13 protein-coding genes are annotated in these 15,555 nt (G+C 61.8%); 8 read left to right on the forward strand and 5 right to left on the reverse strand.

The window, feature by feature from the left end; genetic code table 11:
• Nucleotides 1-114 precede the first annotated feature (114 nt).
• Nucleotides 115-2,406 (forward strand): right-handed parallel beta-helix repeat-containing protein, encoded by a 2,292-nt coding sequence (locus ACN5AZ_RS11015; protein ID WP_419428935.1) that lies wholly within the window; start codon nucleotides 115-117, stop codon nucleotides 2,404-2,406.
• 16 nt (nucleotides 2,407-2,422) lie between these two features.
• Here ACN5AZ_RS11015 and ACN5AZ_RS11020 read toward each other — a convergent pair whose 3' ends face one another.
• On the reverse strand, nucleotides 2,423-3,058 hold the full coding sequence (locus ACN5AZ_RS11020; RefSeq protein ID WP_419428936.1) for a hypothetical protein: 636 nt from the start codon (nucleotides 3,056-3,058) through the stop codon (nucleotides 2,423-2,425).
• 175 nt (nucleotides 3,059-3,233) lie between these two features.
• On the opposite strand from ACN5AZ_RS11020, the gene parA reads away from it, so the two are divergent.
• A complete protein-coding gene (gene parA, locus ACN5AZ_RS11025) occupies nucleotides 3,234-3,872 on the forward strand; it encodes a ParA family partition ATPase (protein ID WP_419428937.1) in 639 nt (212 codons plus the stop codon).
• A gap of 31 nt (nucleotides 3,873-3,903) precedes the next feature.
• Entirely contained in the window at nucleotides 3,904-4,752 is an 849-nt protein-coding gene (locus tag ACN5AZ_RS11030) for a DUF6206 family protein (RefSeq protein WP_419428938.1), read from the forward strand.
• Between the two features lie 65 nt (nucleotides 4,753-4,817).
• Here ACN5AZ_RS11030 and ACN5AZ_RS11035 read toward each other — a convergent pair whose 3' ends face one another.
• Entirely contained in the window at nucleotides 4,818-5,543 is a 726-nt protein-coding gene (locus tag ACN5AZ_RS11035) for a PRC-barrel domain-containing protein (protein WP_419428939.1), read from the reverse strand.
• 152 nt (nucleotides 5,544-5,695) lie between these two features.
• Nucleotides 5,696-6,349 carry a fructose-6-phosphate aldolase gene (gene fsa / locus ACN5AZ_RS11040; protein ID WP_419428940.1) on the reverse strand — a complete coding sequence of 218 codons (654 nt, stop codon included), beginning with the start codon at nucleotides 6,347-6,349 and terminating at the stop codon, nucleotides 5,696-5,698.
• A gap of 206 nt (nucleotides 6,350-6,555) precedes the next feature.
• Here fsa and ACN5AZ_RS11045 point away from each other — a divergent pair, with 206 nt between their 5' ends.
• The 5 genes from ACN5AZ_RS11045 to uvrC all read left to right on the forward strand — a co-directional run bounded on the left by ACN5AZ_RS11045 (nucleotide 6,556) and on the right by uvrC (nucleotide 13,787).
• A complete protein-coding gene (locus tag ACN5AZ_RS11045) occupies nucleotides 6,556-8,745 on the forward strand; it encodes a primosomal protein N' (protein ID WP_419428941.1) in 2,190 nt (729 codons plus the stop codon).
• 106 nt (nucleotides 8,746-8,851) lie between these two features.
• Nucleotides 8,852-9,664, forward strand: a complete 813-nt coding sequence (locus tag ACN5AZ_RS11050) for a S49 family peptidase (protein WP_419428942.1) — start codon at nucleotides 8,852-8,854, stop codon at nucleotides 9,662-9,664.
• Nucleotides 9,665-9,855: 191 nt separating this feature from the next.
• A complete protein-coding gene (locus ACN5AZ_RS11055) occupies nucleotides 9,856-10,803 on the forward strand; it encodes a calcium/sodium antiporter (RefSeq protein WP_419428943.1) in 948 nt (315 codons plus the stop codon).
• Between the two features lie 16 nt (nucleotides 10,804-10,819).
• Nucleotides 10,820-11,605, forward strand: coding sequence for an SDR family oxidoreductase (locus tag ACN5AZ_RS11060; RefSeq protein ID WP_419428944.1), 786 nt, complete (start codon nucleotides 10,820-10,822; stop codon nucleotides 11,603-11,605).
• Nucleotides 11,606-11,915: 310 nt separating this feature from the next.
• Entirely contained in the window at nucleotides 11,916-13,787 is a 1,872-nt protein-coding gene (uvrC, locus tag ACN5AZ_RS11065; RefSeq protein WP_419428945.1) for an excinuclease ABC subunit UvrC, read from the forward strand.
• Here uvrC and ACN5AZ_RS11070 read toward each other — a convergent pair.
• Nucleotides 13,784-14,758 carry a glycosyltransferase family 4 protein gene (locus tag ACN5AZ_RS11070; RefSeq protein WP_419428946.1) on the reverse strand — a complete coding sequence of 325 codons (975 nt, stop codon included), beginning with the start codon at nucleotides 14,756-14,758 and terminating at the stop codon, nucleotides 13,784-13,786. The two genes, uvrC and ACN5AZ_RS11070, sit on opposite strands and share 4 nt — an antisense overlap.
• A gap of 17 nt (nucleotides 14,759-14,775) precedes the next feature.
• Nucleotides 14,776-15,432 carry a sugar transferase gene (locus ACN5AZ_RS11075; protein ID WP_419428947.1) on the reverse strand — a complete coding sequence of 219 codons (657 nt, stop codon included), beginning with the start codon at nucleotides 15,430-15,432 and terminating at the stop codon, nucleotides 14,776-14,778.
• Between the last annotated feature and the right edge of the window lie 123 nt (nucleotides 15,433-15,555).

Genomic DNA, 15,555 nt, shown 5'->3' on the forward strand with positions numbered 1-15,555 from the left:
GCGATCCCTGTGTCGGTGCCTTAGCGTACGGTGGTGTCCAAAAGCGTTAAGAAGGCGTTGATATTTCCCTTGGCCGATCGGGTCTTTGACCCACTGGCGTCGAAAGGGAATACAATGAACAAGGCGATCACGGACGGTCTGGTCTTTATGCCGGTGGCTTTTGCTGCGGGCAATCTGGGACAGTTTTCGCGCGGTGACGGGACACCCGGGTCGGATACCTACAACGGGATTGCGACTGCGGCTTTCGTGCCGGCGGATCAGGATTTTGGTGGCTGTCTGGAAGTTCAGAAAACCGATGCGACGCAAAAGCTGCGCTATATGGGGCAGACACCGCTGCCGCTGGGCTGCTATCTGAAGATCACCGCGCGGGTCAAAGCGGTCTCCGGAGCGCTGCCGGAGATCCGGATCGCCGGATATGCTGCGCAGGCCAACGGGTCTGCCGCGAGCGGCATTGTGACCGCTGGCCCGACAACCCAATTGACCAGCTATGGCGAGGTGGTCGAGATCAGCGCCATCGTCGGGTCGGGGAACCGCGATGGTGTGGACCTTGTCTGGGGGACGTCGGCCACCTATGGCCATTTTGGCATTGATATGATCGGGATCAACGGCGGCGTCCTGCGCATCGACGATCTGCAGATCGAGGACGTCACAAACGTCTTTCTGCGTGACATGATGAATTGGGTCGACGTGCGCGATTACGGCGCGGTGGGGGATGGCGTCACCGATGACACCGCAGCGTTTGAGGCGGCGGATGCCGCGGCGGCGGGGCGCCGGGTGCTGGTGTCGTCGGGTGTTTATCGGTTGGAGCAGTCGCTGACCTTGGAAAGCCGCGTGCAGTTCGAGGGCACCCTGAGCATGCCGACCGAGGCCATCCTGTCCCTGGCCAAGGATTTCAGCCTGCCGGTCTATATCGACGCCTTTGGTGGTGATGAAGAGCTGGCCTTTAAGAAGGCATTGCAGTCGTTGTTGAACGGGGCGGATCACGAGAGCCTTGATCTGGGCGGGCGGCGCGTGTCGGTCTATGGTCCGATTGATGTGCAGGCAGCGGTGCCGAACCGCACGACCTACGCACAGCGGCGCGTCATTCGCAACGGGCAGCTGCGCGCCGAGGACAGTGGCAATTGGTCCCCGGAAACGGTCACAAGCACTGCGACCTACAGTGCGGGCACGCCGTGGAAGCTGACCAATGTCTCCAATATCGCAAATATCCAGCAGGGCAGTCTGGTCACAGGTGCGGGCGTTGGCCGAGAGATTTACGTCAAGGACGTGAATGTGGCCGCTCAGGAGCTGACCCTGTCGCAGCCGCTGTCGGATGCGGTCGGCGTGCAGACCTATACCTTTACCCGGTTCAAATTCATGCTGGATTTTACGGGCTTCGAGCGGCTCAATGTGTTCGAGCTAGAGGGTATCGAATTCCAGTGTAATGAGCTGGCAAGCGGTGTCTTGTGGCCTGCGTTTGGCACGGTAAACGTGGTGCGCAATTGCGTGTTCAACCGCCCCGGCCATCGCGGTCTTGTGTCCAGTGGCGACGGCTGTCAGGGGGCGCTGATCGATCTGTGCCAGTTCATCAGCCATGAAGGCTGTGAGCTGACGCAGAACCGGCAGAGCGTGGCGATTGTGACCAATGCCAATGATGTTAAAATCCGCAACTGTCGTGCCTCGCAGTTCCGGCATTTCGCGGTGGTCAGCGGCGCGCAAAGCATCATCACGGGCAATCACTTTTTCCAAGGCGATCCCGCGAATGCCGGTGTGCGCAGTGCGGGGGTTGTTTTGACCTTGCGGGCCTGCAACGCCCAGATCAGCGGCAATTATATCGACAACTGCTTTATTGAATGGACGAATGAGCGAGAGCCGGAACCGGATTTTACCGGCGGTTTCGGGTTCGCGGGATTGTCGATCACCAACAACGTGATGCTGTGTTCCAATGTGGCCACGTCGTTCAGCTTTATCGTGGTGAAGCCATACGGCATCAATCACCGGCTGAACGGTCTGAACGTGTCCGGGAATACGTTTCGCGGGGTGGGCGTGGCCATCGATCGGGCCGAGCGGATCGACACCTCCTTTGCGGATATGGACAAGGGCAGCTTTCGCGATGTGAGCTTTGTCGGGAACACCTATCACAACATCGAATACGGTGCGCAGAACCCGCTGATGGTGACGCATAGCCAGAACACCCATGCGCAGGTCTGGGAGGTCGACAGCGGCAACAGGCTGCCCTTTGAAGGGTACAGCCAGCAGGTCGACAGCGTGGTGGCCACATCGCGGTTGCGCAATGAAAGCAATGTGTCGGAGTATGACCTGCCCTACACGCAGGCGGGCACCGGTCCGAACAATGACCGTGTTCAGCTGACCTTTTCCCGCCCGGTTCTGGGGGATGTGGCGGTGACGATGCGGTCAGATCGTTAAGGTAGAAGGCTTCACTTCAGAAATCACGCCAAAGGCCGAACATCAGCCCCATGGAGCTGTCCCCCGTCAGCCCCCATGTCAGGCCGAATTCGGCCTTTGTGCGCTCGCCCAAGGGTGTCACAACCGACGGTGCAAGCCTGACAAAGGGCGGGTCATCCTGTTCCAGACCTGTCTGAACCTGAAAGATCACTTTGAAGTCGTTGGGCAGGTTGCGGCCCCATGTGGCGTCCAGTTTGTAGTCGATGACGTCGTCTGTCGCTTGCATCTCGGCCAGCGCATCGAACGACAGCCAGCCCCGGTTCAGCCCCCAGCCCACAGACAGGCCGGGGCGCAGAACGCTGTTGCCCGAAATCTCGCCAAACCCTAATTGAGCGGTCACTTTTGGTCCGCGATCACGGTTGCGCAGCGGGTATTGCAGAAAACCGACAAGCTTTCCTTCACCAGACACCGAGCGTCCGAAGTCCATGCCAAGTGTCCATGAATCGGTCAGCCCGTATTCGAGATACAGGGTCTGATAGTCTTCTGTCGGAGCGTAAGATGTCCAATGTTGCAGGTTTTGCGGCCAAGCCACACGCCCTGACACCAGTGCAAAGCCCGTGCCCGCCTCGCGCGGCCATGCCCCCGCCTGCGCAGGATCGCAGGGCAGTGCCAAACAGGCAGTGAGCAAGAAGGGCCGTAGGGGTTTGCACATGGGGACGGGGTGTTTGCTGGGGTGGTGTCAGAATGCTCAATCTTGGTTAAACCGTCGTTAAGGGGCGTTTTTATGCTTTGTGCTGGCCATGAGCGGTGCCTGCAGGCATTGTCGAGACAGACCACGGGAGCGTGATATGGCAGGCAAGGTAATCACTGTGGCCCAGCAAAAGGGCGGCTCTGGCAAAACCACATTGGCAGCCCATCTGGCGCTGGGATTTCGGGCCGAGGGCAAGACCGTCGGACTGATCGATCTGGACCCACAAGGATCGCTTGGCCGGTGGTATGTCACACGGCTGGAACGCGACGAGGCCGCCTGCGAAGGGCTGGACTTTGCGACGTCCAGCGCGTGGGGCATCTCGATGGAAGTGCGCAAGATGGCCAACTCATGCGATATCGTGATCGTAGACACCCCGCCAAAGGTCGACAGCGATCTGCGCCCGGCCTTGCGGGTGGCGCATCTGGTCGCGGTGCCTGTGGCGGTTGGACATATGGATCTATGGGCCACTGAGGGCGTGATGGATCTGGCCGCGCGCGAGGACAAGCCGGTCCTGTTGATCATGAACCGGACGCGCGCGGGGACCCGCCTTGGGGCGGAGGTGGCCACTGCGGCCAAGGAGTTGGGCGCGCCAGTGGCCAAGGCGGTTTTGGCACAGCGTGTCGGCTATGCCGAAGCGATGGGGCAGGGGCGGGCCGCCATCGAGACCAAAGGCCCCGCCCGCGACGAAGTCAGCGCGCTCGTTGCAGAGGTGGCGGAGCGGCTCAAAGCGGGGTAAGTCCCGCCCCAGACGAGCAAAGAGGCACCACATGACCACCAACGCGCACGATGACATCCGCGAGGCGATTGCCGCCTTTCGTCAGGCCGAAGGCCAGCCGGTTTCCAAACTGGGGTATTTCACGGCGCCCTTCCGGCCTGCGCAGGGGCCACTGGCAGACCGCGTGATCAAGGTCTATCGCGGTGCCGCCACGCCGGAGGCCACCAACAGGCTGGCGCAGTGTCATGCGGATTACGTCACCGCGCTGAATGATGCGGGGGTGCCGCTGCCGCAGACCGAATTCCATCTGGTGGATTTGCATGGCGAGGTGACGCCGGTGGTGGTGCAAGAGGCGCTGGACACCAGCTCCCTGATGCGACCCTTGATGCAAAGCGGGACGCTGGATGAAACCTTGGAGATGTTGGAAGCCGCCGGTCAGGTGATCGCGCGCTTTTGGCATTGGGCCGAAGGGTTTGACGGGCGCATCGGCTTTCACCCTTCGATCCGCAACTTTGCCATTGTCGAAGGGCAGGCGGTCTTTTTCGACACTTTCCCGCCGCTGATCCACTACAGCCGTGACGAGATGGGGAAGATGCTTTTGCAATTTTCCGAAAAGCGCCTGATGCGGGTGGTGGGGCCGTTCTTGCAGCGCAAAGTGACCGGCATTCAGGACGAATGGTATTCGCCGGCAGAAACATTGGTCGGCATGGTCGGCTCGGCCTGCCGCCTGCGCCCCAACGACGCCGAAGCGTATCTGTCATGGGGGCGGGATTTTATGCCGCGCGCCATGGCCCCTTGGGCCGAAGAGGCCATGCCGGATCTGCAGCACGCTCCCAAGCTGCCGGGCTATTGGACCGGCTTTCGCAAGGTTCTGGGCCTGCAGGGCGAGCCGAACGTCTAACGCCACGATTGGCCAGACAGCCAAAGCCCCGCGCACCGGATATGGTGGCGGGGCTTTTTGCATGGTTAGCCCTCGTATTCAGGCATGTCGCGCAACTGGTCCTCTGTGTAGTCCGCGGTAGCGCGGGGATCGCCGTTTTCCGTATCGACGAACAGATCCACCAAGGGCAGGGCGACGGTATGTGTGCCAAGCCGAAGGAAGCCGCCGATGTCCATGATGACACGGTCGATGCTGCCGTCATCACGTGTCACAACGTCCTCGACTTCGCCGATGGATTCTCCGTTCGCGTCATAGACGGGCAGGCCCATCACGTCCTCGACCTTGAGCGGTTGTGCGAGGTCGGCAGGGGTGCTGCGCACGGTGTCGGGGATCGGGTCCGCGTCCGCCGCTGCGGAATAGGCGCCAGCGCCTTTGGCATCACCGTCGCCGTTGGATTCGGGCATGACCTCGCCTTGGGCGGCGGTGGTGTAGGGGGTGTTGTCGATCTCGCCGGAGCCTGCATCCTCCGACGATTCGTCCTCGATCAGCACATAGCCGTGCAAGCCGCCTGCGGATTCGAGATCTTCGAGCACGACGGAACATTCGTCATTGTCACCGGCATCAATGGTGCGTTGCAACTCGGCGGTGACGGCCTCGGGCACGTCGGCCTGTGTGAGGACTTCGTTCAGCTCGGCGCAGGTTGCGGTTTCGTCCGCGTCGGTGTCGCTGGATTGGGCAAAGGCAATCCCGGCGGAACCGGCAAGGGCGAAGGCTGCGGAGCCCAGAATTTTGCGTGTCATGCGTGATGTCATACCGGCGGTCCTTTTGGTTGCTCTGTCGACACGGGCGGCCGCGCGACGATTGCCGGTGTAACGTGTTTGCCGTCTGCTTCGTTCCCTGACGCCGGACATGCAAACCCCCGGCCGCCAAGCGACCGGGGGCAAAACGCATAAAGCGGTCGGGATCAGACGATCTTGATGTTGGCCTCTGCGATGTCCTTGAGGAACTGGTCCAGCCCTTTGTCGGTCAGCACGTGGTTGGCCATGTTCTTGATCACTGCGGGCGGGGCGGTTGCCACGTCGGCGCCAATGGCCGCGCAGTCGGACATGTGGTTCGCGGTGCGGATGGAGGCCGCAAGGATCTGTGTTTCGAAACCGTAGTTGTCGTAGATCTCGCGGATGTCTTCGATCAGCTGCAAGCCGTCGAGGTTCAGGTCGTCGAGGCGACCGATGAAGGGCGAAATGAAGGTCGCGCCCGCCTTGGCCGCCAGCAGCGCCTGATTGGCCGAGAAGCACAGGGTGACGTTAACCATGGTGCCTTCGTCGCTGAGGACCTTACAGGCTTTCAGACCATCCCAGGTCAGCGGGACTTTGACGGCAATGTTTTCGGCGATTTCGCGCAGTTTGCGGCCCTCTTCGATCATTTTGTCCGCATCTGTTGCGGTGACCTCGGCGGAGACAGGACCGGAGACCAGTTCGCAGATCTCCTTGGTCACTTCGAGAATGTCGCGCCCGGATTTCTTGATCAGTGAGGGGTTGGTTGTCACGCCATCGACCATGCCGAGGTCGTTGAGCTCGCGGATGGCGTCGATGTCAGCGGTGTCTACAAAGAATTTCATCGGATGGTCCCCCATTTGGGTTTGAGTCTGCGGCCTTGTAGCCGAGATAGGGGGTGGCGGAAAGCCTGATCGGGGTGGTGTGCGCCCCTGCGGGGGTGGCGACAGGCGGGCAGCGGGGATAGGTATTTGGACCAAGGAAAAACGCAAGTCCAGGAAAATTGCGGGGCCGCGTTGCAAGGGCGCGCGCTTTGCGCCATCTGAGAGGCATGCAGGAGTTTTTCGACGAAGGTGAGCGCATTGGCGTTCTGACGACGCAGCCGCTGGACCGGGTGCTGGATTACCGTGCCTGTTCGGGGGGCTGTCGGGTTGGTGCCTTTGTCGAAGTGCCTTTGGGGCCGCGTAAGGTGCTTGGGGTCGTCTGGGGGCCGGGGGCGGGCGATTTCGATGCGGCCAAGTTGCGCCCGGTGATCCGGGTTCTGGATGCCCCCTTGATGCGTGATGAGATGCGTCTGTTTCTGGAGCGGGCCGGGGCTTACACGTTGACGCCGCTGTCCGCGATGTTGCGTCTGGCCACGCGTGCGCCGGGGTTGGGCGACGGTCCGTCCATGCGCAAGGTGTATCGGCGGGGCACATCCGAGCCGGATCGGATGACCGATGCGCGGCGGCGGGTGCTGGCCGCGTCAGAGGATCTTGGCGGGTTGGCGTTGACATTGAAGGAGTTGGCGGAGGCGGCAGGGGTGACGTCGTCGGTGGTGAAAGGGCTGGTGGGTTCTGGCGCGATCGTCGAGGAGGAAAGCCCGCGTGATACGCCCTTCCCGCGTCTTGATCCGGCCTATGGTGGCAAGACGCTGACGGAGGATCAGGCGGCGGCGGCGGCGGTCTTGTGCGAGGGGCTGCGTCAGGGTGTTTACGGCACGACTTTGCTGAAGGGGGTGACCGGGTCGGGCAAGACCGAGGTCTATCTGGAAGCTGTGGCCGAGGCATTGCGCCAAGGGCGGCAGGCGTTGGTTTTGTTGCCGGAAATCGCGTTGTCCGGCGAGTTTCTGCAGCGGCTTGAGGCGCGGTTCGGCGCCCGTCCGGCAGAGTGGCATTCCGGTGTGACCATGACCGAGCGGCGACGTGTCTGGCGTATGGTGGGCGAAGGGCATGCACAGGTGGTGGTGGGGGCGCGATCGGCCTTGTTCCTGCCTTTTCAGAACCTTGGGCTGATCGTTGTCGATGAGGAACATGACACCTCGTACAAGCAGGAAGAGGGGGTGTTGTACAACGCCCGCGACATGGCGGTTTTGCGCGCCTCTATCGTTGGAGCGCAGGTTGTTCTGGCCTCGGCCACGCCGTCGTTGGAAAGCTGGGTCAATGCGGATCTGGGCAAGTACAAGCGTCTGATCCTGACATCGCGTTTCGGGGCTGCGGTGTTGCCCGAGATGAAGCCCATCGACATGCGCGGACAGGAGCTTGCGTCAAACCGGTGGATTTCTCCGCGGCTTGCGGCGTCGGTGAAGCTGCGGATGGAGCGGGATGAGCAGGCCTTGTTGTTCATCAACCGTCGTGGCTATGCGCCGGTGACTTTGTGCCGGGCCTGCGGGCAGCAGATCGGCTGTGACCATTGCGACGCGCGTATGGTGGAGCACAGGTTTCTCAAGCGACTGGTGTGCCACCAGTGTGGCGAAAGCAAACCGATGCCGGAGGTGTGTCCCTCGTGCGAGGTGGAGGGGAAGCTGGCCGCTGTGGGGCCCGGTGTGGAGCGTCTGGCCGAGGAGGCGGGCGAGCTGTTTCCCGATGCGCGGATCGCGGTTCTGTCATCGGATCTGTACGGCACCGCGCGCGAGCTGAAGGCGCATATCGAAAGCATTGCCGCCGGTGGGGCCGATATTATCATTGGTACGCAACTGGTGGCGAAGGGGCATAACTTTCCCAACCTGACACTCGTCGGGGTGATTGATGCGGATCTGGGTCTGCAGGGGTCGGATCTGCGGGCGGCCGAGCGGACCTTTCAATTGATGCGGCAGGTGGCGGGGCGCGCGGGCCGGGCAGAAAAGCCCGGGCAGGCTTTGTTGCAGACCTACCAGCCGGAGCATCCCGTGATCCGGGGGATTTTGGCCGGAGATGAAGAGGCGTTCTGGCGCGCCGAGGCGGATGAACGTCGTATTGGCGGGATGCCGCCCTTTGGCCGGTTGGCAGCAATCATCCTGTCGGGGCCGGAGCCGCAGGAACTGTTCGACATCGGCAACCAGTTGGCGCGCAATGATGCGCCGCTGCGCAAAATCGACGCGCAGGTCTACGGCCCCGCGCCCGCCCCCATCGCCCGTGTGCGGGGGCGTCACCGCGTGCGGATGCTGGTGCGTGGCCCGAAAGAGGTGATGTTGCAGCAGGCCCTTGTCGCCTGGACCCGGCAGGTCAAGCTGCGCGGCGAGACGCGGCTGGCCATCGATATTGATCCGCAGTCGTTTTTCTGATCCCGTGACAGGTGCGTGTGTCCGGCATGGTATTCGGGTCGCAGGGTGCCACGTAATTGCGGCGGACTGCTTGTCGTGCGGGGCTGGCGTGTCTACATGCGATGCTATGAAACGCTGGATCCCTTTCGTCAAAAGCCCGCCCCGGGTCGCTGTCGTGCGCCTGCAGGGGGCGATTTCCGTGCCTGCGCGTGGCAATCTTAGCGACCGGTCAATTGCGCCACTGCTGGAAAAAGCCTTTGCCGCCAAGCCCGATGCCATCGCGCTGGAGATCAATTCGCCCGGTGGCTCGCCTGTGCAAAGTTCGCTGATCGGGGCGCGCATCCGGCGGCTGGCCGAGGACAAGAACATCCCCGTCCACGCCTTTGTCGAGGATGTGGCGGCCTCTGGCGGGTATTGGATCGCCTCGGCAGCGGATCATATCTGGGCCGATGCCTCCTCGATCCTTGGGTCGATCGGGGTGATTTCCTCGGGGTTCGGGGCGCATGTGTTCCTGCAGCGGCAGGGCATTGAACGGCGGGTGCATACCGCAGGCAAATCCAAATCCATGCTGGATCCGTTCCGCCCTGAAACCGAAGAAGACGTGGCGCGGCTGGAACGGCTGTTGGGTCAGTTGCACGAGACGTTCATCGCGCAGATCAAAGCGCGCCGTGGCGACAAGCTGGCCGAGAACCCCGACCTGTTCACCGGCGAAATCTGGGTTGGTCAGGGCGCGGTGGAGCAGGGGCTGGCCGATGGGGTCGGCCATCTGGTGCCAAAAATGAAAGAGATCTACGGCGACAAGGTGTCGTTCAAACGCTTTGAGGCCAAGCGCCCGCTTATGCCGCGCTTTGGCCTATCTGCCGCGGCGCAGGATGCCACGCGCGGCGCGCTCAACGAGATCGAGGAACGTGCGGATTACGCAAGGTTTGGCCTGTCGTGATCGCGAAACTGGTTCTTCTGTTCTTGCTGGTCATGGGCGTTATCGGCATGTTCGGCGGCTGGAGAACCAAAACCGCGCGGCGTTTGAAATCCGCGCGGGACAAGCTGCGGCTTGATGCAAAGAAATGTCCGCGATGCGGGCGCTATTCCATCGGCAAGGGCCCCTGTGCCTGCGAAAAGGGAACTCACTGAATGGTTTTTGTCTATGCGGTGCTGGGGTTGTTGATCCTGCTTCTGGCTGGGGATGCTTTGGTCAAAGGGGCGGTGAACCTGTCGCTGCGGGTGGGCATTCCCGCGCTGATCGTGTCGCTGACCATCGTGGCGTTCGGGACATCCGCGCCGGAACTGCTGATCTCGGTCGAGGCGGGATTGCGGGGCGCGCCGGGGATCGCGCTGGGCAATGTGATCGGGTCGAACGTGGCCAACGTGCTGATGGTGCTGGGGATTCCGGCGCTGATCACGGTGATGCATACCTCGGCGCATGACACGCGCAAAAGCTATCTGCAGATGATCGCGGCCTCTGTGCTGTTCATTGCGCTGGCCCTGCGCGAGACCTTTGATTGGAAATCCGGTGTGGTGCTGCTGGCGGCGCTGGCCTTTATCCTTGGGGACCAGATCCGCGATGCGCTGGCCCATCGTCGCGCCGGTGATCTGGACGAAGAGCTTGAAGAGCCGGAAGGCGCAGACCCCGACATGGCTTGGTGGAAGATCGGGCTGTTCTTGGTGTTGGGCCTGATCGGTCTGCCCTTGGGGGCGAACCTGCTGGTGGACAGCGCGTCGGAAATTGCCCGCATGTTCAATGTCTCGGACGAGGTGATCGGCCTGACACTGGTTGCGGTGGGCACATCGCTGCCGGAGCTTGCGACCACTGTGATGGCCACGCTGCGGCGTCAGGCGGATGTGGCGCTGGGCAACGTGATCGGGTCGAATATGTTCAACCTGCTGGCCATCATCGGTGTGGCGTCGATGATCGCGCCGATGCCCTTTGAGATGCCGAACCTCGCCTTTGATCTGGCGGTGATGCTGGGCGCGTCCTTGCTGTTGATCCCGTTTGTCTTCCTCAAGAAGGACTTGAACCGGATTTGGGGCGTGATCTTGTCTGCGCTTTATATCGGCTATGTTGTCATGGTGATCGTCTGACAACGAAGGCATGAACATGACCGAACGCAAAGCTTTGGTAACCGGCGCGGGCAAACGGCTTGGCCGCGCGATGGCGCTGGAATTGGCGCAGCAGGGCTATGATGTGGCCGTGCATTACGCCGGATCGCAGGAGGCCGCAGAAGAGGTCGCAGCCGAGATCCGTGCCATGGGGCGCACCGCCGCCACTGTGCAGGCCGACCTGCTGGAGGAAGACGCAGCACAGGCGCTGGTTGCTCAGGCGGCGCAGGCATTGGGCGGGCCGCTTACGGTTCTGGTCAACAGCGCCTCGATTTTTGAACACGACGACTTTGGCACGGCCACGCGGGACAGTTGGGACCGCGCCATCGAAAGCAATCTGCGCGCGCCTTTTGTCCTGACCCAGAATTTCGCGCGCCAAGTGCCAGAGCCGCAGACCGACGCCCGGGGGGAGCCTTTGGCCCAAGGGTTGGTGGTCAACATGATCGACCAGCGGGTACACAAGCTGACGCCGGAATTTGCGTCTTATACGATCGCTAAGGCTGGTCTGTGGGTGATGACGCGCACCGCTGCACAAGGCTTGGCACCGCGCGTGCGGGTCAACGGGATCGGGCCGGGTCCGACCCTGAAAGGCGGCCGTCAAAGCGAGGATGATTTCGCGGCCCAGCGTGCGGCGACAGTCCTGAAGCGGGGCGCGGATGCCGAGGATATCTGCGGCGCGCTTACATACCTTTTGACCGCCAAAAGCGTCACCGGACAGATGATCTGCATCGATGGCGGCCAACATCTGGCTTGGGAAACGCCCGATGTGACCGGGGTGGAATAGCGGTTGGCGGCTGACTTGTGCACCTGTCACGTCACGTTAACAGAAGTGTTACGAAAAACTTAACAAACTCATAGAGTTGCTGCGATCTGGAAAAATTTTGTTCTAAAACAGTTAGTTATTTTCGCGCCTAAAAATTAAGCAGCGCCACGAAGTGGCCTGTTTCCTTAAGAAAATCACGACTGTTTATAAATTGCACCCAGAGTTATCCACATATTCGGTGGATGTATTCACACTTGAACACACCGTCGGCGCATTGCAGCCAAATCGAGAATCGAATTAGGGGATCCCGGATCAGCGGGGCAGAGGCAAAATGGACGAGACGCCGCAAGACACAGCGCCGCCCGCCAAAGGGGTGGAGGTCATCCAATCCTACCTGAAAACGCTGGATGGCTCGCCGGGCGTGTACCGCATGCTCGACGACCAAAGCCGCGTTTTATACGTCGGCAAGGCGCGCAACCTGCGCAACCGTGTGTCCAATTATGCGCGGCTCAACGGCCATTCACGCCGCATCGAACGGATGATCTCGGAAACCGCGTCGATGATGTTCCTGACCACGCGCACCGAGACAGAGGCGCTGCTGCTGGAGCAGAACCTCATCAAGCAGCTCAAGCCCAAGTTCAACGTGCTGCTGCGGGATGACAAATCCTTTCCAAACATTCTCGTCTCCGATCACGCCTACCCGCAGATCAAAAAACACCGTGGGGCCAAGCGGGAGAAGGGGCAGTATTTCGGACCCTTCGCCAGCGCGGGCGCGGTCAATCGCGTGCTGAACCAGTTGCAGCGGGCGTTTTTGCTGCGCAACTGCACGGATTCCGATTTCGAGACGCGCACACGCCCCTGTCTGCAGGCGCAGATCAAACGCTGTAGCGCGCCCTGCGTGGGCCGGATCTCGGAAGAGGACTACGCCGCCTCCGTGCGGGATGCGGCGCGCTACCTGCAGGGCAAATCAACGGAGATTCAGGAAAAGCTCGGCGCGGAGATGGCGCAGGCTTCCGAGGATATGGAGTTTGAGCGCGCCGCCGCTCTACGTGACCGGATCCGCGCGCTGACGCAGGTGCAGACCGCGCAGGGCATCAACCCGCAATCGACCGCCGAGGCGGATGTCATCGCCCTGCATATGGAAGGCGGGCAAGCCTGCGTACAGGTGTTTTTTATCCGCGCGAACCAGAACTGGGGCAACAAGGATTTCTACCCGCGTGTGGGCGACGACGTCAGCCCGCAAGAGGTCATGGAGGCGTTCGTTGGCCAGTTCTACGACCAGAAGGAACCGGCGCGGCTGATCCTTTTGTCCAGCGGGATCGAGAACGAGGACCTGATGTGCGCGGCGCTGAGCGAGAAACTCGGCCGCAAGGTCGAGATCACCGTGCCCCAGCGCGGCGAGAAGGCCGAGCTGGTCGATGGTGCCCTGCGCAACGCCAAGGAAAGCCTTGCGCGGAAAATGTCCGAAAGCGCCACGCAGGCCAAGCTGCTGCGCGGTCTGGCAGAGGCTTTTGATCTGGACGAACCGCCCGCGCGGATCGAGGTCTACGACAACTCGCACATTCAAGGCACCAATGCGGTGGGTGGCATGATTGTCGCCGGTCCGGACGGGTTCATGAAAAACCAGTACCGCAAGTTCAACATCAAGGGCGATGATCTGACGCCCGGCGATGACTTTGGCATGATGAAAGAGGTGCTGAACCGCCGCCTGTCGCGTTTGAAAAAGGATGATCCCGACCGGGAGAAAGGGCTGTGGCCGGATCTGATGCTGATCGACGGTGGCGCGGGGCAGGTGTCTGCGGTGGCGGAAATCATGCGCGCCCACGGGGTGGATGATCTGCCCTTTGTGGGCGTGGCCAAGGGCGTGGACCGTGACCACGGCAAAGAGGAATTCCACAGGACCGGACAGCGCCCTTTTGCGCTGCGCCATAACGATCCTGTTTTGTACTTCGTGCAGCGGCTGCGCGACGAGGCGCACCGCTTTGCCATCGGCACGCACCGCGCGAAGCGTGCGAAGGCACAGATGGCCAACCCTCTCGACGAGATCGCAGGCGTCGGGGCATCGCGCAAGCGGGCCCTGTTGCAGCATTTCGGCTCGGCCAAGGCGGTCAGCCGCGCGAACCTGAGCGACCTGAAGGCCGTCGAAGGCGTGTCAGAGGCGCTGGCCGAACGGATCTACGCTTTCTTCCATGAAAAGGGTTAGGCGGCTTCCACCCTGCTGAGCAGGTAGCGCGCCATCACATCCCACGCAGGCCCGGCGCGGGCAGGGGTGGTGCGAAACGGCACGCTTTGCGCTGGCGCGTGCAGCACCTCTGACAGGGCCACTCGCCACGCGTCTGGTGTGTTGTCGCGTACGATGCGGCCAATGGCCAGATCGGGCAGGGCGTCGGTGTCAGAGACCAGCACCGGACGACCCGCCTCACGCGCATCCAGCGCGGGCGATCCCGACGGCTGCCAGCGCGCCGGAATGGCCAGCAAATCAATCTCTGCCATGCTGGTGACGGGGTAGGTGCCGCGGTGGAACCGGATGCGCGGGTCGCCGTTGGCGAAATCCTGAAGCCGCGGCTTGTCCGGCCCCTCGCCACATAACATCAGGCGGATATCTGGCTGCGGCAGGCTTCGGAACGCTTTGACCAGAATGTCAAAGCCTTGCTGCTCGTGAAAGCGGCCAATTGCACCGACAACGCGCACCGGTCCCGTGGGACGTGGCAAGGCGCGGTAGGCCGCGCGGCAGCTGTCGGGCGGGATCACATACAGGCGGTCCTGCGGGACCAGCTGCGTATCGCGCAACCACGTGTATTGCGCTTTGCTGACCGCAAGCACCCGATCAAAAAGCCTATAGGCCATCTTCAACAGGCCGGACCTTGGCGCCCATCCGCTGCAGGTGTGGTCGAAATAGGACTTCGAGAATGTGTGCTCCATATGGGCTAGCGGCGCAGCGCCCCCCAAGGCGCGCATCCGCAACAGCGAGGAAACACTGCGCCCCGTAAGCTGCAGGTGCGACACGCGGATATCGCAGGACACGGTGGCAAACCGCCCGCCGCCATCCATCCTGTGCAGCATGTGCACGCAGTCCGATTGGGACTGGCCACGCACCAGATGGTCGATGGCGCGCAGCGTGTCCTCGGACGCGTCGGCGTCCACCAGATGCAGGATACGGAACGGGCGGGACATGGCGCTCTCCTTTAGGCTCAGTAGGCGCCTTCGCCGATGGTGACGGCGGGCAAGGTGCGCAGAAGGATCTTTGCATCCAAAGCGGGGCTGAGGTCGCGGATGTATTGAAGGTCGAGCGCGATCATCTCGTCAAAGCTGAGGTTCGCACGCCCGGAGACCTGCCACAGCCCTGTCAGGCCGGGCCGCACGAGCAGGCGTTTCATGGCGCAGTCGGAATATTGCGCGACTTCGACCGGCAAAGCAGGGCGCGGTCCGACCAAAGACATATCGCCGCGCAGAATGTTGAACAGCTGCGGCAGCTCGTCGAGCGATGTACGGCGCAAAAGGCGTCCCACGGGGGTGATGCGGGGATCATTGCGCATTTTGAAGCATGGGCCGTCACGATCCGACGTGGCCACCATCTCGGCCAGCCGCGCATCCGCATCCTGATACATGCTGCGGAATTTGTAGATGGTGAAGGGCACACCGTTCAGACCGATGCGGGTCTGTTTGTACAAGGCGGGCCCTTTGCTTTGCAGGCGGACCAGCGCGGTCAGGACGATGAAAAACGGCAGGGCCGAAAACAGAACCATCAGCGTGACGATGACGTCCACCAGACGCTTTACGTAGCATCGATAGGTCATGCGCTCGATAAGGGCACTGACCCGTTGGGCGTCACAGTCATTGGGGCGCATCGGTGCAGGCTTTGCCGCACAAGATACAATCGCAAGTGGTTCCATTCTGATCACCCCAAAGGTTTGGTTAAGGATGATCTAGTCATCGTCCAAGGGCCGTGACCTTTCAATTTCGCGTCGGGG

The sequence above is a fragment of the Sagittula sp. SSi028 genome (genome assembly GCF_048553715.1).
Lineage (GTDB): Bacteria > Pseudomonadota > Alphaproteobacteria > Rhodobacterales > Rhodobacteraceae > Sagittula.